Origin of the sequence: Antarctobacter sp., from assembly GCF_048262615.1 — a bacterium.
Lineage (GTDB): Bacteria > Pseudomonadota > Alphaproteobacteria > Rhodobacterales > Rhodobacteraceae > Antarctobacter.
On sequence record NZ_JBLXFB010000013.1, the window covers coordinates 104,378 to 122,699 of the forward strand.

Sequence of the window (18,322 nt, forward strand, 5' to 3'; positions counted from 1 at the left end):
AGCTTGCCATGAAACAGCTGACCTGCCCGGTGAACGGGCTGCGCGACATTGATGAGTTCCAGTACCTTGGCCCCCGGCGCGCGACATCTGCCCAAGACGCCTCGGCCGTGGTTTGCCACGTCTTCTACGTCGAAAACCCGATTGGCCCGATGGTGGAGTGGTGGCGGCATCGCCCGTCGAACACCGTCTTTCTGGCCGAACGCCACACCGCCACCGACGCCGTTCTGCGGACATGGTTGCCCGGAGAAGAGGACCTTTTGCATGTCTGATCACAAGCGACTAGACGCCCCCTGGGGCACGCGGATCAACCGCTCCGCCCCCCTGCGGTTCCAGTTTGACGGCATCGACCGGACCGGCCTGCAAGGGGATACCGTCGCCTCGGCGCTGCTGGCCCAGGGTCACTGGATTCTGTCGCGCTCGTTCAAGTATCACCGTCCGCGCGGGCCGCTGACCCTGTGTGGCCAGGACGCCAATACATTGGTGCAGATCGGGTCCGAACCCAACGTGCGCGCCGACCGCAGGGCTCTGGCAGACGGCCAGTCGGTGCGGGTCCAGAACAGTTCGCACGGGGCCGAGCGCGACCGGGGCCAGATCCTCGACCGGCTGGGGCGGTTCCTGCCCGTGGGCTTTTACTACCGCACCTTCTTCGGGCCGACCGGGAAAAGCTGGCTGAAGCTCTGGGAGCCGATAATCCGCAAATCCGCCGGTCTGGGGAGCGTCGACACAGGCGCAGGCCATGGCACCTATCGCAAGCGCAACCTGCGGTGCGATGTTCTGGTGGTCGGCGCGGGACCGGCGGGGATTGCCGCCGCAAGAACCGCGGCCGAGGCCGGGGCACGGGTCGTGATCGTGGACGCCGAACCCGACACCGGCGGCGCGCTGACCTATGCACGCGGGATGGAGGCGGCGTTGACCGCTGCGCGGGCGGCGCTGGACCACGCCAACATCACGACCCTGACCGGGGCCACCTGCAACGGATGGTACGCGGACAATTTCCTGCCCATTGTTCAGGGCGACACGCTCTACCGGGTTCGGGCGGGCCGGGTCATCGTCGCCAGCGGCACGCAGGAACAACCCCTCGTCTTTCACAACAACGACCTCCCCGGCATCGTGACCGCCGCCGCCGCGCAACGTCTTATGCGGCACTACGGGGTCAAGCCCGGCACAACAGCGGTTGTCTTTGCCGGAACGCCGCACGGGATCGACACCGCACTGGATCTGCACGAGGCCAAAGTCACCATCGCCGCCGTGCTGCTCCCTGCGGAGAACCCGGATCTTGACCCCTCGGACCTGACGCAGAGGGGCATCCGGGTGATCCGCTGCGCCAGGATCACCGCCGCCACAGGCACCAAGGGCAACCGCCATCTGGCTGCCCTTCGGATCGAAACGCCAACCGGCTCGGAGTCGGTCCGCTGCGACCTTGCCGCGCTGGATGCGGGGGCGACGCCGGGCTACCAGTTGCCGCTCCATGCGGGCGCGCGGCTTGGTTTCGACGACTCGCGACAGAGCTTTGCGATCACCGGAACCCCGGACACCATGTTCCTCGCGGGCAGCGTCGCCGGGCTGTTCGGAGGCGACGCCGTGCGCCGCAGCGGCGAAATCGCCGGGGCCCGCGCGGCGCAGTCCCTTGGGCTGACGGTCTCGCTGCCCGAGGCATTGGTCGATGACCGCGCTGCCCTGCACCGGACCTACCCGGTCCCGAGTGCCGACAAGGCCGGTCGCGACTTTGTCGATTTCGACGAGGATCTTCAGGTCAAGGACATCGTGAACGCGGTCGCCGACGGCTATCGCGAGCTTGAACTGGTCAAGCGGTATTCCACCGTCGGCATGGGCCCCTCGCAGGGCCGACATTCCGCCCTGCCGACCGCACGCATCGTCGCCGGTGAAACCGGGCGCACGGTCGGCCAGATCGGCGTGACAACGGCGCGCCCGCCCTTTGGCCCGGAAAAGCTGGGTCTGTTGGCCGGTTCGCATCACAGCGCCTACCGGTTGACGGCGCTTGACCCCGAACACCGCGCCGAACACGCCAGAATGACGCCGGTCGGTGCCTGGTGGCGGCCCCTCTGGTACGGCGACGGTCCGGCGACAGAGATCATCGCACGGGAAGTCCGCTCGGTGCGCGAGGAGGTCGCGATGCTCGACGTCTCGACGCTGGGCAAGATCGCGGTACGGGGGCCGGACGCGGGCGCCTTTCTCGACCGGATCTATACCATGGCCCATGCGAAGCAGCCGGTGGGGCGCGTGCGCTATTGCCTGATGCTGAACGAGATGGGCTCGGTCGTGGATGACGGTGTCGCCTTTCGGATAGCCGAGGATGATTTCTACGTCACCGCGACAACCGGTGCCGTCGCCCGTGTCTTTTCCGACATGTCGTGGTGGCGCACGCAATGGCGGATGGATGTCGACATCCAGAACGTCACGGCCGCGTTTGCAGGGATCAATCTGACCGGTCCACGCGCGCGCGACGTGTTGCAAAGGCTGAACAGCGACATTGCCTTTGACAGGGAGAGTTTCGGCTTTCTCGAAGGCCGGACCGGCACCGTCGCCGGCTGTCCGGTCCGTGTCATGCGCATTGGCTTTACCGGCGAACTCAGCTTCGAACTGCACACGCCGTTCACCTATGCCGCCGCGCTCTGGGCCGCGCTGCGCAACCAGGGTGTGGCGCCCTACGGGCTAGAGGCTTCGCGGGTTCTGCGGCTGGAGAAGGGTCACATCATCATCGGTCAGGACACCGATGCTCTCAGCACGCCCGACGAATTGGACATGGGCTGGGCGCTGTCGAAGAAAAAGCCGTATTTCCTTGGCAAACCCGCCGTCGATCTGCGCCGCGACACCGGGCTCCGGCGCCGCTTGTGCCGGTTCTCGCTGCCGCTGGATCTAGCGGACGAAGTTGGCGAGTCCTGCCTTGTCATGAAAGACGACAAAGCGGTCGGTCATGTTACCTCGGTGTTGCGGTCGCCAACCCTTGGTCGGCTGATCGGGCTGGCCTACGCCGATGCCGCCGACGCCGCCGCAGGCAAAGCCATCACGATCCGGACCCGCAATGGCACGACACGCGCCGCCGAATTGACGCCGGATGCCTTCTATGACCCGACCAACGCGCGCCAGGATATCTGACATGACCTATTCCGCACACAGACGTTATCCCCTGCAAGGTCGCAAGGATCTTCTTGTCGCCGCCGCGTCGCGCTTTGCGCCGGACACCGTGATCGCCGATCTGTCGGACCAAGCGCGTCTCGGGCTAAGGGGCAGCGGCACCCCTCAGTGGTGCAGTCAGAACCGCTTGCCATTTCCGGAAGCGATCAACGGCGTTTCGGAGGCCGACGGTCTCCGTCTGGCGCGACTGGGCCGCTACGAATTGCTGATCCTCGCCGATGAAACGGGCGTTTTCCCGCGTGATTTCGGGGCGCTGCCACCCCGGACCTACTCGGCCTACCGGGGTGAGACCTGGGGCTGGTTCCGGATCGCGGGCGCAGGCGCGATGGACCTGTTTTCCGCCATGACGTCGACGCCCTTGGAGGCCACAGCCCTGACCGGAAAAACCGTTCTTCAGACTACGCTCTGCGGGGTGGATGCGGTGGTCTTGGCGCGGCAGACAGGGCACGCCTTCGCCGCCGACATCCTACTTGATATCGCCTCTTCGCACTCTTTCATCGAGGGCTGTCTGTCTCTGTAACCCGAGCTTGCAGGGGCCGCTTTGGCACGGTGTCCAGACGCCCCCTTTTCAAGACCCGCCGCACCGCTGCATGCCTGTGGCTGAAAAAGGCGGGGCGCGGGCGCATCGTCGGGCGCACGACTGGTGGCCGCCTGACCGCAAAGCGCGCCGCCATGACAGACGTCTCAGGAAAGAAACCCGCGTCGCGTGCCCTCAGGACATGGCGCCCGGCTGCCGCAGGCTGTGGCCGCCGTCCTATGGCCGTCTGTTCGCCTGCAACCGCGCAGTTTTTGTCCGGTTCCGGCCATGCGTCCAGAGCCTGAGGCCTCCGACTGTCGGCCCAACTCTGGACAGGCCCGTCGTCTACAGATGGTTGGGCAAGAACAGGAACAAATCAGGCAGGCCGATGATCAGTGCCAGCAGGAAAACCTCGCCAACCAGAAACGGCGCAACCCCAAGAAACACCGTCTCCAGCTTGATATCCGGGCGCAGTCCGTTGACCACATAGCAGTTTATGCCAACCGGCGGAGTGACCACGCCGATCTCGACCAGCTTGACGATCAGAATGCCGAACCAGATCGGGTCATAGCCCAAACCCATCATGGTCGGGTAGATCACCGGAAGCGTCAGCATCATCATGCCCAGTCCGTCCAGGATCATACCCAAAAGCAGATACATCACGATGACCGCCATCAGAATATAAAAACGTGGCACGTCCAGCCCCACGACCATATCGGTGATCTGATTGGGAAGTCCGGTGAACGCCAGGAAACGGATAAAGATCATCACCCCCCAAATGACCATGAAGATCATTGCCGTGGTGCGGATGGTTTCCATCAGTCCTTTGCGCATGTCGTTCATCCGGATGCGCTTCCACAGGGCCATCGCCATGATAATCGCCGTGGCGATCGCGGCGGACTCCGTCGGTGTCATCAGGCCGAAATAGACGCCGCCCAGGATGACGCCCACGACACAGAAAATACCAGAAACCTTGGGCAGCGTCCGCAATTTCTCTATGATGGTCGTGCGCTCAAGAGACGGCGCCCAGTCCGGTTTCAGCTTTACCACGACGGTGATCACCAGCATGTAGACGACCAGTGACAGCGCGCCCGGCACAAAGCCCGCGATCAGCAACTTGCCGATCGATTCCTCGACGATGATGCCATACAGAACCAGCATCGCACTGGGCGGGATCAGCGCCGCCAGCGTGCCTCCGACAGCGATGACCCCGGCGGCCAGAGCCTGATTGTAGCCCAGCTTTTCCATCTCGGGCATTGCAATCCGGGTAAACACCGCGGTGCTTGCCGTGCTGGCGCCGGACACGGCGGCGAACCCGGCACTGGCAAGGATCGTCGCGGTCGCGAGCCCGCCCGGCGCTCTGCCGACCCATGTGCGGGCGGCGGCATAGGCCTGTGTCGTTATGCCTGCCTGCATCGCCAGAAATCCGATGGCGATGAACAGCGGAAGCACGCTCAGCGAATAGGAGGCCGAATTGGCGTAGGGGATCAACCCGGAAAGGCCGATCGCGGTGTTCCAGCCCCGCAGGTAATAGATGCCGAGGATTCCGGTGAACGCCGCGGCAAATGCCACCGGCACGCCGAAAACCACCAGAAATATCAGCAGCGCAATGCCGAATAGTCCGACCGTTACCGGATCCATCTCATGCTTCCTTCGTGTCGGTGTGAGTGTCGTGGCTCAGGTCGGCGTCAATACCGAAGATTTCCGATTGCGCCGATCCGGCCATAGCCAGCCTGAGAGCCTCGACGATCTGGATTGCAAGTCGAATGCAGAGCACGCCAAGGGCCAGTGTCACGGCGGATATCGATATCCAGGTTGGCAGGTGCAGTTCCGCCGTGCCGCCGCCCAGCCGCCAGGCTCGGCCCAGATTGGCGTAGCTGCCCAGCAGCAGGCCCATCGCGGCAGCCCCGCAGATGGACAGTGTCAACGCCTCCATTGACCACTTCAGCGCGCCGCGGAATTTTCCTGCGATGGCTGTCATCCGGACGTTGCCCAACTCTCTCTGGCAATACGAAATCCCCAGAGCCGCGATAAAAACCATGAACTGCGAGACGATGTCGACAACCCCGCGGATCGGCGCGTTGAATGCCGACCGCATCAGCACTTCGGCACAGCCAATACACATCATCAGAAGCAGCAAGATCCCACTGACCAGCGCCATCGTATTTTCGCAGGGGCGCAAAATCCGATGAACAACGACGATTGCGTGACCCATCCCGTTTCCCTCGTCTCGTGGTTGGGGCGCAATGGTTGGCCACCACGCCCCGTCTTGGCCGAACGCGATCCGTCCGGGCCCTATTTCAGCTACCGGACGAACTCGCGGCAACTTCGAGAACGTAGTCAAGAAGTTCCTGACCCGGATACCCCTTCTCTTCCATCCCATCGACCCATGCCTGCCAGCTCGGCGCAGCAGCGTCTTGCAGGGCGGTCCGGTCCTCGGCGGACAGTTCGACCCAGACAAGCCCTTCCTCTTGGAATTGCGCGATGTTCTTTTCATCGGCAGCCCTGTAGAGGCCGAATTGCCAGTCGTAGGAGGGCTGGATCGACGCGTCGATGAGGTCCTTGTATTGCGGCGGCAGGGCGTTGTAGGCGTCCATGTTGGCTGCCAGCAGGCAGTGACCCGCCCCCAATTGCCAGCCGTCGGTCATCCAGGTCGACACCTCGTCCAGCCGGTAGGACGCAAATGCATAGGTCCAGGGAAACACGACACTGTCGATCACGCCGCGTTCCAGCGCCTGATACATCTCCGGGGCCGGTGTATGCGCGACCGAGGCACCGATCCCCCGCATCAGGTCCCCCACACCCGTCGAGGCGCTGACCCTGCGACCGTCGAAATCGGACAGGCTCTTGGGCACCTCGCCGCTGCCCATGATCTCGTAGCCCGGCAAAACGACGGTCATCAAGATATGGGTATTCCACCGCGCCAGATCGGCGGCGACGGCAGGATGCTTGTAATAGGTGTTCATCACGTTGGCGCGCTGCTGCAACGAGGTGATCGGAAGCATGGCCAATTCAACCGCCGACAGCGTCGGCGTCTTTTCGGGGTGATAACCGGGGCAGAGCATGGCCGCCTCAAAGGCACCGAATTGCAGACCGTCGATGTTCTCGGCCGGTTCCGAAAGCACGCCGCCATATTGCAGGTTCAGCGTGAACTTGCCGCCGGTCGTCTCGGACAGCTCTTCCGCCAGCTTTTCGATCCCTTCGGTCAGACCACGGCGCTGGCCCCAGAGCGAGACAAGCCATTCGACCTTGGGCCCATCAACGCTGGCCTGCTGGGCAGACACGCCGCCCGACGGGACAGCACCCAGCGTCGCGGCAAGCGCGGCCCCACAGATGGCGCTCACGGCTCCTGATTTGACGTAATTCATATTGTCCTCCCATGTCTCCACCGCAAGGCCTCCCCGGACCTCTCGGCATATCCAATCCTAGACCTGTGACGCATGCCTGTCAAATGGTATGACCAATTAAAAGTCACGCTTTTGACCATCAGACCTTTTTACGCCTCGGCCAGCCATACCGCCTTGATATTAAGGAATTCTTCGATGTGATCGGGCCCGGATTCGCGCCCATAACCGCTCATCCCATATCCGCCAAAGGGGACGGCGGGGTCCATCGCCTGATAACAATTGACCCAGACCGTACCCGACCGGACACCGCGGCTCATCCGGTGCGCGCGCTGCACATCGCGGGTCCAGACCCCGGCCCCCAACCCGTAGACAGTGTCGTTGGCGCGCGACAGCACCTCATCCTCGGTCCGAAAGCTCATCGCTGAGATGACGGGGCCGAAAATCTCCTCGCGGTAAATTTTCATGTCGTCGTGCACGGCAGAAAACAGCGTCGGCGCCACAAAGTTGCCTGCGGCCAATGCCGGGTCGGCAGGCAAGGCCCCGCTGAAGGCGGTGTTCGCCCCCTCTGCCTGGCCCAGGTCGATATAGCCCTGCACCCGAACCATCTGTTCACGGGTCACCAACGGCCCAAGATCGGTCGCCGGGTCAAGCGGATCGCCCAGTGTCAGGCCTCTGCTGAACTCCGCCATGCCCTCGATGACGTCATCGTGGATGCTGTCCTCGATGAACAGCCGCGTTCCCGCCGAACAGATCTGCCCGGAATTCTGAAACACGGCCATTGCCGCCGCCGGGATGGCCTTGTCCAGATTGGCATCGGCGAAAATGATGTTCGGGGATTTCCCGCCCAGTTCCAGCGACACCCGCTTGGCATTGCCCGCCGATGCGCGGATGATCCGCTGCCCGACCTCCGTGGACCCGGTAAAGGCGACCTTGTCGACGCCGGGATGCGCCGACAGCGCCGCCCCGACATCGCCAAAACCGTTCAGCACATTGACCGTTCCGGCGGGAAAGCCCGCCTCCATGCACAGTTTTGCGAAAAAGGTAGGAGAGATCGGCGCCTGCTCTGCGGGTTTCAGGATCACCGTGCACCCCGCCGCAAGCGCCGGGGCGATCTTCCAGACCGACATGCCGAACGGTCCGTTCCACGGATTGATTGCCGCGACCACGCCGACCGGTTCCTTGACCGTGTAGGCAAACGGCGCGACGGGCGAGGAATTGACGATCGTGTCGCCGTGAATCATCACCGTTTGACCGGCGTAGTACCGAAGCAACCCCACCGCCCTCCGCCGCATCAGCGAGGTCCGCGAGATCGGCCCCCCCATGTCGAGCGTATCTATCGTGCAGATTTCGTCGAAGTGCCTGTCGACCAGATCAGCCAGACGCAACAGCGCCGCCTGCCGATCAAGCGGCGTCCAGCGAGCCCACTCCCCGTCCAGCGCCCGGCGCGCGGCGTCCACGGCCAGATCCACGTCCGCCGGGCCTGCCTTGGCCATTGTGGCCAGCACCTTGCCGGTTGTCGGGTTCAGGGTCTCGAACGTCTCGCCGCTCTGGCTGTCGCACCAGTCGCCACCGATCAGCAATTGATGCGGACGGCCCGCAAGCGCCACAGCCGGAGCCACCCCGAATTTTGTCTGTTTGTTCATCTCACACCTTCTCTCGCCCGCATCGGGCAGTCAGGCGGACGCCGTGGTGCGCGCCCGCCGGTCCTCTTGAATGAAAGTCGCCGCGCGCTCTCCGATCATAATCGCGGGAGCGCTGGTATTGCCGGCCAGATTGCTGGGAATGACCGAGGCATCGGCGACCCGCAGCCCGGCGATGCCGCGCAGGCGCAGCCGGTTGTCGACAACCGCGCCGGGGTCATCCGTGGTCCCCATCTTGCAGGTGCCGACAGGGTGATAGACCGTATTGGCGAAATCGCGCACCGCGTCGCGCAGCCCCTCGGCACCGGAATACTCTGGTCCCGGCACCAGTTCCTTGCCGAGGAAACGGGCAAAGGCGGGCTGGGACAGGATCATCCGGCTGCGCCGCAGCCCCTCTGCCAGAACGTCGACATCCCGACCGTCACGGAAAAACCCGTGCTCCAGCCCCGGCGCGGCACGGAAATCCGGCGACTTCAGATAGATGCGCCCCCGACTTTGCGGACGGCAGACATTGGCGTGCAGGACGAATCCATGCTGCGAGGGGATCACATCGGCGCGTCCCTTCATCCCGACCACAAAGGTCATCTGGATGTCTGGCCGCGACAGCGACGGATCGGTGCGCAAGAACCCCCCGGCTTCGGCGGCGTTTGATGAAAACGGCCCCGAGCGGGACAGGACATACCGCACGCCCGCACCCGCCAGTCGGGGCAAAGCGCGCGCATTCAGCGCCATGGAGCACCGCGACGGGTCCGTCGCCGTCACCCCGATCGAAGGGTGATCCTGTAGGTTGCTTCCCACGCCCGGAAGATCGGCAACCACGTCGATCCCCTGCGCGGACACCTCCGACGCCGCGCCGATCCCCGACAACATCAGGATCTGCGGGGAATTGATCGTGCCGGCGGACAACACGATTTCTTGCCGCACGTTCAACCGCAGGAATTCGCCGCCGCGCGCCACCTCGACACCGGTTGCACGCCCGTCCTCCACCACAATCCGGCGCACCGCGGTGCCGGTCAACCGCTCCAGATTGGGGCGCGATTCGACCGGATGCAAAAAGGCGCGCGCCGCGCTGAGACGCGCACCGCCGCGCTGGTTGACGTGAAAATAGCCGAACCCGTCCTGCTCGGCCCCGTTGAAATCCGCATTTGCCGCGTATCCGGCCTGTTTGGCCGCCGCAAGAAAGGCAACCGAAAGCGGGTTGGGCGAGCGCGGCTCGGCCACGTCGAGCAGTCCTGCGGTCCCGTGAAACTGGCTGTCGCCGCCATGCCAGTTCTCGTGTGCCTTGTAGGCCGCCAAGACCTCGCCATAGCCCCAACCGTCGAGGCCCGCTGCCTCCCAGTCGTCGAAATCGCTGCGGTGGCCGCGCGTGTACACCGCCCCGTTCAGCGCAGAGCATCCCCCCATCAGCCGCCCCCTCGGGCACCCGATCTCACGCCCCGACACCTCTGGGGACGGATCATATTTGTAGGACCAGTTGTAGCGCCGGTCCGGCAGCAGAAAGATGTTGCCAAAGGGTAGCCGCGTCTTGAGCGCGATCAGCCCGCCCCGGTCATTGTCTCCGGCCTCGATCAGCGCCACGCGCTGGGTGGGGTCGGCAGACAGCCGGTTTGCCACCACGCACCCGGCGGACCCGGCACCGATCACCACGTAGTCGAAATTGGTATCGTCCATGTTTTTTCCCTTTTGCGCCCTACCCTGCCGTCGCCCAAGCCGATCCAAGGGCGCAGATCCCACCTCCGGCTGCGAGGGCGATCAACGATTGGGCCGCATTCCAATGCAAGGCCACCCGCACGGTCCGCTGTCCCACGATCCGGCTGCCGAGCAGGAGATTGGCAGTAAAAGGCGTCCCCGAGGTCGCGATGGTCCAGCCCGCAAGAAGCCCCGCAACAAGCCAGATCGCCGCCGTTTCGGGCCAGACAGCCGACAGAACCTCGGCCAGAAAGGTGCCCGTGACAATCGGATTGATCGCGATCATGGCCGGTGCGAAAATCAGCAGCGGCAGGCAAAAGCTCAGCACGATCACGGTGCTTCTCCCCAATTCGCCGACACCGAAGGCCCGCGTGTTGCTGAGTTGCAAAGCTACGAGGGCACCAAGGACCGCCGCCCCCACCAGAATCGCCAGTTCGTTCTCCACCGCGTTGCCCGGCAGATCGCCCCGGTTGATATCACGCAGCCACGCGATGAATTCAGCCCCCGGAAGCAAAAGCAGCCAAAGCATGGTGATCGTCAGGACGCTCAGCAGAACCGCATCGATCATGCGCATCGAAAGCAGTCCGTTCAACGCCAACGGAAGCCCGACCAGCAGAACGACATTCAGCAGGAAGAGATAGAGCGCGCGCAGCTCTGCCGCGCTCAGCGCCTTGGCCGGCACGCCTTGTCCGGCGCCGCGAGATCCGTCGAGCACATAGCCCAACCACAAAAAGCCAAGCGCCAGCGCCAGCCCGACCGGCATGTAGGTGTAATAACTGACGGACGCGACACCGCCCAGAATGATGACGGGCGCGATGGAAAGCGGCGACCAGAGCGGGGTCGCGGCAAACCCGCGGAACACCGCGACGATCATGCTTCGCTGGCGCGCCGGCGCTTCGATCACCTTCAAACGCGGCGCCAGCATGGAGGCGACCAGGACAACCGACCCAAAATTCAGCACGAGACCCAGAAGATGCGTGCCCAGCGTAAGCGCCAGATAGCTGCGGCGCGGCGGCTGGCGTGTCACCACATCCGCCACGGCACGGATCTCCGGCTTCAGCGACGCGATCTGGCCCATCGCCTTCAGAGAGACAAAGAGCGCGTAAAGCAGGCCCGCACGTCGCCCGACCTCGGACAGGTCGTGTCGGAACCAGATCACGTCCGCCGCCAACACAAGGGCAACCGCCAACAAGGTCAATGCGCCGCCCGGTTTCAGGTTGCGGGCGTTCAGGATTAGGGCGGCGAGGATCGGCGCGACAAAACCCCAGGGCGGCATTGTGCCGGGCCGCAGAATGTCCAGAACCGCCGCCACGACAATTGTCACCATCAGCGCGTTGACAACCCGCTGCCGCCAATGTGCCGCCGGGATCGTGGCCGCTCCTGTGCTCATGCCCGCGCCTTGGTCATCGTGGCAGCCCAAGGCCCTTTGTCGCGATCAGATTGCGCTGGATCTCGTTGGTTCCGATCGAGATCACCCACATCAGCGAATGCCGCAGGTTCTGTTCGATCCGGCCCCCAAGAATCGCGTTGTCGCTCTGCTCGGATAGCGTGGCACAGAGCCCGAGGATATCCAGCGCCGTTTCGCCGAAACGCTCCATCAGTTCGCCGGCATAGACCTTGGATATCGCGGCATCGTGCATTGGCGTTTCACCCGCGTCGATCATCGACGCGCAATGCACCATCATCTGACGGCCAACCTCGATCTCGGCCGCCATCTGCCCCAGCCGCAGCCGGACCACCGGATCACCGGCCAGCCTGTCGTCCGCCTGACGCAGATAGCGGCAAAGCTGGTTGAAGGCGTGGACGACCTTCAGTGTGATTCCGCCGCCGATGTAGCCCCGTTCGTTCGCCAGTGCACTGGTCAACACCTTCCAACCGCCGTTGAGCGGCCCGAGCAGCGCATCGGCAGGCAACCGGACATCCTGGTAAAAGATATTGGCAAAGGTGCCGTCATACATCGTGGTGGCCGGGTTCACCGTAATGCCGGGCGTATCCATCGGCACGATGAACATGGAGATACCCGCGTGCTTCGGCTGGGCCCCGGCGTCGGTTCGCGCGGCGAGAAACATATACTGGCCCCAATAAGTGGTGGTCCAGATCTTCTCGCCGGTGATGACCCATTCGTCGCCGTCGCGGACCGCGCGGGTGCGCAGCGCGGCAAGGTCCGAACCGGCATTGGGCTCTGAATATCCCATCCCGTGCATGGCCTCTCCGCGCAGGATTTCCGGCAGGTAGCGCGCCTGCTGTCCCGGCGTGCCATATAGCATCAGCATCGCCGCCTGAACCGAGGCGCCAAAGCGCGGCGCTTCGGCGCGCTCCATCTCCTCGACAAAGGCAAGCTGTTCCCAAGGGCCGCGATCCTGACCGCCGCTGGCGGCGGGCCAGTTCATCCCGATCCAGCCGGTCTTGCCCAGCTCGCGGGCGAAGTCGGCATCGTATTCCCGCTGTCGGAACGGGCGCGCCAGATAGGCCGCCTTGCGGTCACCGGTCCAGAAGTCGTCAAGCCAGGCGCGCACCTCCTTGCGAAAGGCATTGCCAACGTCGCCCAGATCGTATCGCGGCAAGTCGACCTCGTGCCCCAGAAACATCGTTCCCAGCATGGCCCGCGCCTTGTCCGGGCCGCCATGGCGCAGGCAATCGACATGGATCCGCTTGAAATGGCGCGGTGCTTCGTGTTCCTCGGCATAGCCGATGGCCCCCATCACGTGATGCGTCTGCAAAGAGGCTCTGCGCAGCACGCTTGCGCCATTGGCAAAACAGGCCAGCGCGTAGAACGCCCGGTCTTCGTGCCCGCGCGCCATCATCGCCGCAGCGTGGTGCAGGGTCAGGCGGACCCCTTCGAGGTCGATCAAGATATCCGCAAGCTTGTGCTGTACCGCCTGAAATTTCCCGATGGGCTGGCCGAACTGATGCCGCTCCTTGGCCCAGTCCACCGCCAGATCAAAGGCGCGCCGCGCCGCGCCATGAGCCCGCGCCATCGCCGCCAGCCGATCGATCAGTTGCAGATCGGCAAGCGACGTACGCGCGGCAAAGACCTGCGCCTGCGCCGCATCGAACGTCACCGTGCCCAGCAGATCGCCGCCCATGGCACGGTCCGGCGCAACCGCCGTGTCCGGGCCCGCAGCGACCACTGCGATTCTCTCACCCGGAAGCACCACGATAAAATGTGTCGCTGCGCGGACGTTCTCGACAAACAGCGCTCGGCCCGTCACACGATCCTGCATATGTTCAAGCCGCCCGCCCCCCCGGTCGCCGCCCAGATCGGTCCAGACAAAGGCCGGGAGGATCGCGCCTGACTGGACGTGCTCCAGCAGATCTGACGCCCCGTCGACGCCGGTCAGCGCCAAATTCGCCAGCAGCGCCGCCGCCATCGGCAACGGGCAGGCCGCGCGTCCCAGCTCTTCGATCACGATCATCGCCTCGGCGATACCGCCGATGTCGGGGTCGCCGCCCAGCATCCCGAGCCCCAACCCGCAGAAGTCTTGCCAGAGCCGGTTCAGATCCGGTCCCGCGCCCGGCTGTGCGCCAGCCCAGTGCCGCTCCAGAAACCCGCGCGCGCTGTCGCGGATCATCGCCTGCTCTTCGGCGCTGGCCAATGCGCCGTCCAATATTGCTGCGTCCATTCTCATCCCCTCAGCGTACCGCGCCCTTGCTCTTCAGCTCTGCGACCGCGGCGGGGCCAAGCCCGAGGTGATCGCCCAGAATAGCCTCTGAATGCTCGCCCAGATCGGGCACATGCCCGGTCTCCGGCGCCGGGCTGCCGGACATCCGGAAGGGTTGACTGGTCAGGCAGAAAGCGCCGGCCGCATCCTGGACCTGCCGCATCAGCCCGCGATGGCGCACTTGGGGATTGTTCATCGCCTCGGCCACGGTCAGGTATCTGGAACTGGGCAGGCCGGCGTTCATGAACGCGGTTTCACACTCTTCCGCCAAACGCTCGCAGGTCCATTCCTCCACATGGGACATGATTTCGGCCCAGTTGCTTTCGCGGCCGACCACGGTTTGATAACGCGGGTTCCGCGCCCACTCGGGGTCGCCCAGCACATGGGCCATCGCATCGAAATTCTTCTGGCTCAGCGGCGCGACGATGACAAAACCGTCCCGCGCCTTGAGCGGCGTATAAAGATGCCTGCGGGCACCGGTCGGAAACTGCGCCTCCTGCGCTTCGTAGACCAGCATCGACAGGATGGAATCCAGCAGCGAAACGTCGATGAACTGTCCCCGGCCCGTGCGCTCGCGCTGATAAAGCGCGGCCTGAATTGCGCCAAAGGCATAAACGCCACCAAGCACATCGGCGACAAAGATGCCGGTGTTGGCGGGGCGATCCGCGCCATCCTGATAACGCATGTTCGCCATGTCAAAGCCGCTGGCCGCATGGATGATCGGCGCATAGGCGGGCTTTTCCGCATATGGGCCGTCCTGGCCAAAACCCGACACCGAGCAGAAGATGAGGCGCGAATTGACCTCGGACAGGCTGTTGTAGCCCAGACCCAGCCGCTCCATCACGCCGGGGCGAAAGTTTTCGACCACGATGTCGGCCTTGGCGATCAGGTCACGGGCCACGGCCAGTCCCTCGGGTGTTTTCAGGTCGATGCCGACGCTTTTCTTGCCGCAATTCAGCTGTCCGAAATACGTGCTACTGCCATCGCGCAACGGTGGGCGTTCGCGCAGGTTGTCCCCTGAGATCGGTTCGACCTTGATCACCTCGGCCCCCAGATCGGCCAGAATGCGGGTGCAGAACGGCCCCGCCATCACGAGGGTGAAATCCACCACGGTCACGCCCGATAGCGCACCCGCCCCGATACTTCCTGCTTTCGGATGCTCCATCGCCACCGCTGCCTCCCCTTGAGTCTGGATTCCGTCCGGAATCGGTAATATTCCTAATGGTCGTACCATTATAATATTTTCCTTTCAAGTATCCGACCTTTGAGGTAGTGACTTTTTCTGATCTGCGGCAGTATCAATGTTGACCAACGACGAAACCAAAGAGGTAAGACCGTGAGCCCTGAAAAAGACAAAGACCTGACAGCCTCGCTCGCATTCGAACCGATCCAGACCCATCGCACGTTCGAGGCCGTGACCGAGCAGATCCGTGGAAAGCTGGCCGCGGGCGAATTGCGTCCGGGCGACAAGCTGCCCGCCGAACGCGACCTTGCCCTGCGGCTTGGGGTCAGTCGCAGCGCGGTGCGCGAGGCCCTGCGCAGTCTGGAAAACGCCGGTGTCCTGACTCTGCGCAAGGGTGTCAAAGGCGGCGCGTTCATCGAGGACGGTTCGCCCAAGCGCATTTCAGAAGCCATTCAGGATCTGGTGAACATTGAGGCGATCACGCTGAAGGAACTGACCGAGGCGCGGCTCATCGTTCTGCAATCGGTGATGCGGCTGGCCGCCGAGCGCGCGACGCCGGACCAACTCGACGCGATGCAGGACAACATCGACGAGACCGCGCGCATTATCGACGCGGGCCTGTCCGAAGAACGGTTGCAGATTGCATATGAATATTATCACCTGCTGGCCGCCTGCACCCAGAACAGCGCCATGGAATATCTGGTCGATGCCCAGACGCGGATCGTTCAGGTCCACCTGAAAAGGCGCAAATGGAACATGCCCAAGGACACGTTGCTGAAGTCCCGGCAGGATGTTCTGGATCACCTGCGCGCCGGAGACGGAGACGCCGCCGCGCAGGAAATCGCGCGCCACCTCAACAGCCTGCAATCCACCATATGGGAGGATTGAGCCCCGGAGAACGTGGCGCGCCGCATTCAGCGTCCTGAGTAGGCCGGTTTCCGTTTTTCGATGAAGGACATGACGGCTTCCTTGTGGTCTTCTGTCTGGAAAGTCGCCATTTCCAACGCGTAAGACGTGTCCATGACCAGGTTCATTGCCTGCTTGATCTGCTTGTTGACAGACAACTTGGTCCACCGGATCGCCCATGTCGGCCCGTCGGCAAGCTCCCGCGCCAGGGCGTAGGCTTTGTCATAGACCTGATCGGTGGGCGCGACGTAGTTGACAAGGCCCATACGCTCGGCATCGACACCGTTGATCAGGTTGCCGCGCATCAAGAACTCCTTGGCCCTGTTCGGCCCGACCAGAAGGGGCCAGATCACCGCGCCGCCGTCACCGGCGACCAGACCGATCTTGACATGCGGGTCGGCGATCCGCGCCTCCTCGCCCATCACGACGATATCGCAAAACAGCGCGACCGTGGCCGCCAGCCCCATGCAATCCCCGGCCATGGAAACGACAATCGGCTTGTCGCAATCCAGCAGGTTCTGGACGATCCGCTTGCCGCCCGTGGGCTCCAGCATTTCGCCTTCTTCAAGCACGTCGCCTGCGGGACGGTCCTGCATGCCCTTGATGTTGCCGCCGACGCTGAAATACTTGCCCGCATGGGTCAGCAGGATTGCGTTGACGGATTTGTCATCGAACAGGTCGACCCAGACCTCCTGCAACTCGACATGAAACCGGTGATCGATCGCATTGCGCTGCTCGGGTCGGTTCAGGGTGACGATGGCAAGCTTGTTGTCGATCTCGACGCTCAGCCGCTCATATCTCGAATAATCGGGCATGGGCCCCTCCTTTTCGGATGTGACGTGATGGCCCGGACCTCGCAGGAGACGGACTGCCTCTTTTTAAATGGTATGACCATTTGGTGTCAATCCGGATCACGCCCCTTGACAAAATAATTAATGGTATGACCATTTAAGGCCAGGAGGACTTTACATGCTGGACACCAGAACAGACACCGAAGATCAGGCCATCTTCCGCGACACGATCAGACGTATGGTCGCTGACCGGATCGCCCCCATCGCCGCCGAGATCGACGCGCAAGACAAGATACCGACGGAAATCGTCAACCTTTTCGGGGACATGGGCCTGCTTCAGATCTATGTACCTGACGCATACGGCGGTCCCGGCGGCAATCTCACCATGGCGTGTATTGCCAAGGAAGAAATCGCCCGTGCGTCTTTCTCGGCCTCGCATCTGGTCGGCGCGACCTCCATCGCGCTGGTCCTGCCGTTGCTGCACTACGGCACGCAGGCGCAACGCGACCGCTATCTGCCCGAAATCGCCAAGGGCCGCACCGTATCGGCCATCGCGATGACCGAACCGCATACCGGGTCCGATGTCTCGGGCATCCGCACCTCGGCCCGCAAGGATGGGAACAGCCACTACGTGGTGAATGGCCAAAAGGTTTTCATCACCAACGCGGATATCGCCGACTACGTCCTTCTCTTTGCCCGCACCGCCGAGGGCGACGGACATAGCGGCATCTCGTCCTTCATCGTGCCCACAGACACGCCCGGATTCGTGCGTGGGGCCGCCGCGAAAAAGATGGGTTTGAACGGGATCAAGAGCCTTGAGATCTATTTCGAGGACATGCGCATCCCCGCCGACTGCCTCATCGGCGAGGAAGGCCGCGGCTTTCACAACGCGATGGGGGTGCTGAACCTCAACCGCCCCACTGTCGCCGCCGCCGCCGTGGGCCTGGCCCAGGGCGCGCTTGACGCCGCACTCGCCTATGCGAAAGAACGGGAACAGTTCGGTCGGCCAATCGCCGAGTTTCAGGCCATCCAGATGATCATCGCCGAAATGGCCGTGCAGATCGAAGCGGCGCGCGCGCTGCTCTACAAAACCTGCAAGATCGCGGAAACCGGGGATTTGGCACAGCTTGCCCCCATGGCCTCGATCGCCAAGACCTTCGCAAGCGACGTGGCGATGAAGGTCACAACCGACGCGGTGCAAGTTCTCGGCGGCGCGGGATACCTCAAGGATCACCCGGTCGAGCGCATGATGCGGGACGCCAAGATCACCCAGATCTACGAGGGCACAAACCAGATCCAGCGCCTCATCATCATGAAGGCGTTGATGGAACAATAGAACAGGGAGAATCCGCAGATGAAAATCCTCGTCCCGGTCAAGCGCGTGATCGATTACAACGTGAAAGTTCGCGTGAAGGCGGACGGATCGGGTGT

Annotated in this window: 14 protein-coding genes and 1 pseudogene; 6 read left to right on the forward strand and 9 right to left on the reverse strand. The window is 63.4% G+C overall.

Annotation, left to right across the window (positions count from 1 at the left end; translation table 11 throughout):
- The first annotated feature begins 8 nt into the window (after nt 1-8).
- Genes ACN0S5_RS15145 through ACN0S5_RS15155 form a run of 3 tightly spaced genes read left to right on the forward strand, consistent with a single transcriptional unit; the run spans nt 9 to nt 3,676 of the window.
- Nucleotides 9-269 (forward strand): sarcosine oxidase subunit delta, encoded by a 261-nt coding sequence (locus ACN0S5_RS15145; protein ID WP_417209552.1) that lies wholly within the window; start codon nt 9-11, stop codon nt 267-269.
- Nucleotides 262-3,117 carry a 2Fe-2S iron-sulfur cluster-binding protein gene (locus ACN0S5_RS15150; RefSeq protein WP_417209553.1) on the forward strand — a complete coding sequence of 952 codons (2,856 nt, stop codon included), beginning with the start codon at nt 262-264 and terminating at the stop codon, nt 3,115-3,117. Before ACN0S5_RS15145 ends, ACN0S5_RS15150 begins: the two co-directional genes overlap by 8 nt.
- 1 nt (nt 3,118) lies before the next feature.
- A complete protein-coding gene (locus tag ACN0S5_RS15155) occupies nt 3,119-3,676 on the forward strand; it encodes a hypothetical protein (protein ID WP_417209554.1) in 558 nt (185 codons plus the stop codon).
- A gap of 342 nt (nt 3,677-4,018) precedes the next feature.
- Here the strand turns inward: ACN0S5_RS15155 and ACN0S5_RS15160 are convergent, their stop codons facing one another.
- The 8 genes from ACN0S5_RS15160 to ACN0S5_RS15195 form a co-directional block, all read right to left on the reverse strand.
- Nucleotides 4,019-5,314: a TRAP transporter large permease gene (locus ACN0S5_RS15160; RefSeq protein ID WP_417209555.1), complete on the reverse strand. Its 1,296-nt coding sequence runs from the start codon at nt 5,312-5,314 to the stop codon at nt 4,019-4,021.
- A 1-nt stretch (nt 5,315) separates the two neighbouring features.
- Entirely contained in the window at nt 5,316-5,834 is a 519-nt protein-coding gene (locus tag ACN0S5_RS15165; protein ID WP_417209556.1) for a TRAP transporter small permease, read from the reverse strand.
- 139 nt (nt 5,835-5,973) lie between these two features.
- A complete protein-coding gene (gene dctP, locus ACN0S5_RS15170) occupies nt 5,974-7,041 on the reverse strand; it encodes a TRAP transporter substrate-binding protein DctP (RefSeq protein ID WP_417209558.1) in 1,068 nt (355 codons plus the stop codon).
- Between the two features lie 128 nt (nt 7,042-7,169).
- Nucleotides 7,170-8,663, reverse strand: coding sequence for an aldehyde dehydrogenase family protein (locus ACN0S5_RS15175; RefSeq protein WP_417209560.1), 1,494 nt, complete (start codon nt 8,661-8,663; stop codon nt 7,170-7,172).
- Between the two features lie 30 nt (nt 8,664-8,693).
- Nucleotides 8,694-10,331, reverse strand: coding sequence for a GMC family oxidoreductase (locus tag ACN0S5_RS15180; protein WP_417209561.1), 1,638 nt, complete (start codon nt 10,329-10,331; stop codon nt 8,694-8,696).
- A 19-nt stretch (nt 10,332-10,350) separates the two neighbouring features.
- The gene (locus ACN0S5_RS15185) at nt 10,351-11,739 is read right to left on the reverse strand and encodes a hypothetical protein (protein WP_417209562.1); all 1,389 of its coding nucleotides are present in this window, start codon (nt 11,737-11,739) and stop codon (nt 10,351-10,353) included.
- A 13-nt stretch (nt 11,740-11,752) separates the two neighbouring features.
- Nucleotides 11,753-13,972: an acyl-CoA dehydrogenase family protein gene (locus tag ACN0S5_RS15190; protein WP_417209563.1), complete on the reverse strand. Its 2,220-nt coding sequence runs from the start codon at nt 13,970-13,972 to the stop codon at nt 11,753-11,755.
- Between the two features lie 10 nt (nt 13,973-13,982).
- Entirely contained in the window at nt 13,983-15,176 is a 1,194-nt protein-coding gene (locus ACN0S5_RS15195) for a CaiB/BaiF CoA transferase family protein (protein WP_417209564.1), read from the reverse strand.
- Between the two features lie 171 nt (nt 15,177-15,347).
- Here ACN0S5_RS15195 and ACN0S5_RS15200 point away from each other — a divergent pair, with 171 nt between their 5' ends.
- Nucleotides 15,348-16,082: a FadR/GntR family transcriptional regulator gene (locus ACN0S5_RS15200; protein WP_417209565.1), complete on the forward strand. Its 735-nt coding sequence runs from the start codon at nt 15,348-15,350 to the stop codon at nt 16,080-16,082.
- Nucleotides 16,083-16,108: 26 nt separating this feature from the next.
- On the opposite strand, the gene ACN0S5_RS15205 is transcribed toward ACN0S5_RS15200, so the two are convergent.
- Complete coding sequence (locus ACN0S5_RS15205) at nt 16,109-16,915, reverse strand: enoyl-CoA hydratase/isomerase family protein (protein ID WP_417209566.1); 807 nt, start codon at nt 16,913-16,915, stop codon at nt 16,109-16,111.
- 154 nt (nt 16,916-17,069) lie between these two features.
- Here ACN0S5_RS15205 and ACN0S5_RS15210 point away from each other — a divergent pair, with 154 nt between their 5' ends.
- Together ACN0S5_RS15210 and ACN0S5_RS15215 are read left to right on the forward strand one after the other, a co-directional pair.
- A complete protein-coding gene (locus tag ACN0S5_RS15210; protein WP_417209567.1) occupies nt 17,070-18,227 on the forward strand; it encodes an acyl-CoA dehydrogenase family protein in 1,158 nt (385 codons plus the stop codon).
- An 18-nt stretch (nt 18,228-18,245) separates the two neighbouring features.
- Nucleotides 18,246-18,322: pseudogene (locus tag ACN0S5_RS15215) on the forward strand (electron transfer flavoprotein subunit beta/FixA family protein); the annotation flags it as partial.

Coding starts and splice junctions, on each gene's coding strand:
- ACN0S5_RS15145 (WP_417209552.1), top strand. CDS start 9: ATGAAACAGCTGACCTGCCCGGTGAACGGGCTGCGCGACATTGATGAG.
- ACN0S5_RS15150 (WP_417209553.1), top strand. CDS start 262: ATGTCTGATCACAAGCGACTAGACGCCCCCTGGGGCACGCGGATCAAC.
- ACN0S5_RS15155 (WP_417209554.1), top strand. CDS start 3,119: ATGACCTATTCCGCACACAGACGTTATCCCCTGCAAGGTCGCAAGGAT.
- ACN0S5_RS15160 (WP_417209555.1), bottom strand. CDS start 5,314: ATGGATCCGGTAACGGTCGGACTATTCGGCATTGCGCTGCTGATATTT.
- ACN0S5_RS15165 (WP_417209556.1), bottom strand. CDS start 5,834: ATGGCGCTGGTCAGTGGGATCTTGCTGCTTCTGATGATGTGTATTGGC.
- dctP (WP_417209558.1), bottom strand. CDS start 7,041: ATGAATTACGTCAAATCAGGAGCCGTGAGCGCCATCTGTGGGGCCGCG.
- ACN0S5_RS15175 (WP_417209560.1), bottom strand. CDS start 8,663: ATGAACAAACAGACAAAATTCGGGGTGGCTCCGGCTGTGGCGCTTGCG.
- ACN0S5_RS15180 (WP_417209561.1), bottom strand. CDS start 10,331: ATGGACGATACCAATTTCGACTACGTGGTGATCGGTGCCGGGTCCGCC.
- ACN0S5_RS15185 (WP_417209562.1), bottom strand. CDS start 11,739: ATGAGCACAGGAGCGGCCACGATCCCGGCGGCACATTGGCGGCAGCGG.
- ACN0S5_RS15190 (WP_417209563.1), bottom strand. CDS start 13,972: ATGGACGCAGCAATATTGGACGGCGCATTGGCCAGCGCCGAAGAGCAG.
- ACN0S5_RS15195 (WP_417209564.1), bottom strand. CDS start 15,176: ATGGAGCATCCGAAAGCAGGAAGTATCGGGGCGGGTGCGCTATCGGGC.
- ACN0S5_RS15205 (WP_417209566.1), bottom strand. CDS start 16,915: ATGCCCGATTATTCGAGATATGAGCGGCTGAGCGTCGAGATCGACAAC.
- ACN0S5_RS15210 (WP_417209567.1), top strand. CDS start 17,070: ATGCTGGACACCAGAACAGACACCGAAGATCAGGCCATCTTCCGCGAC.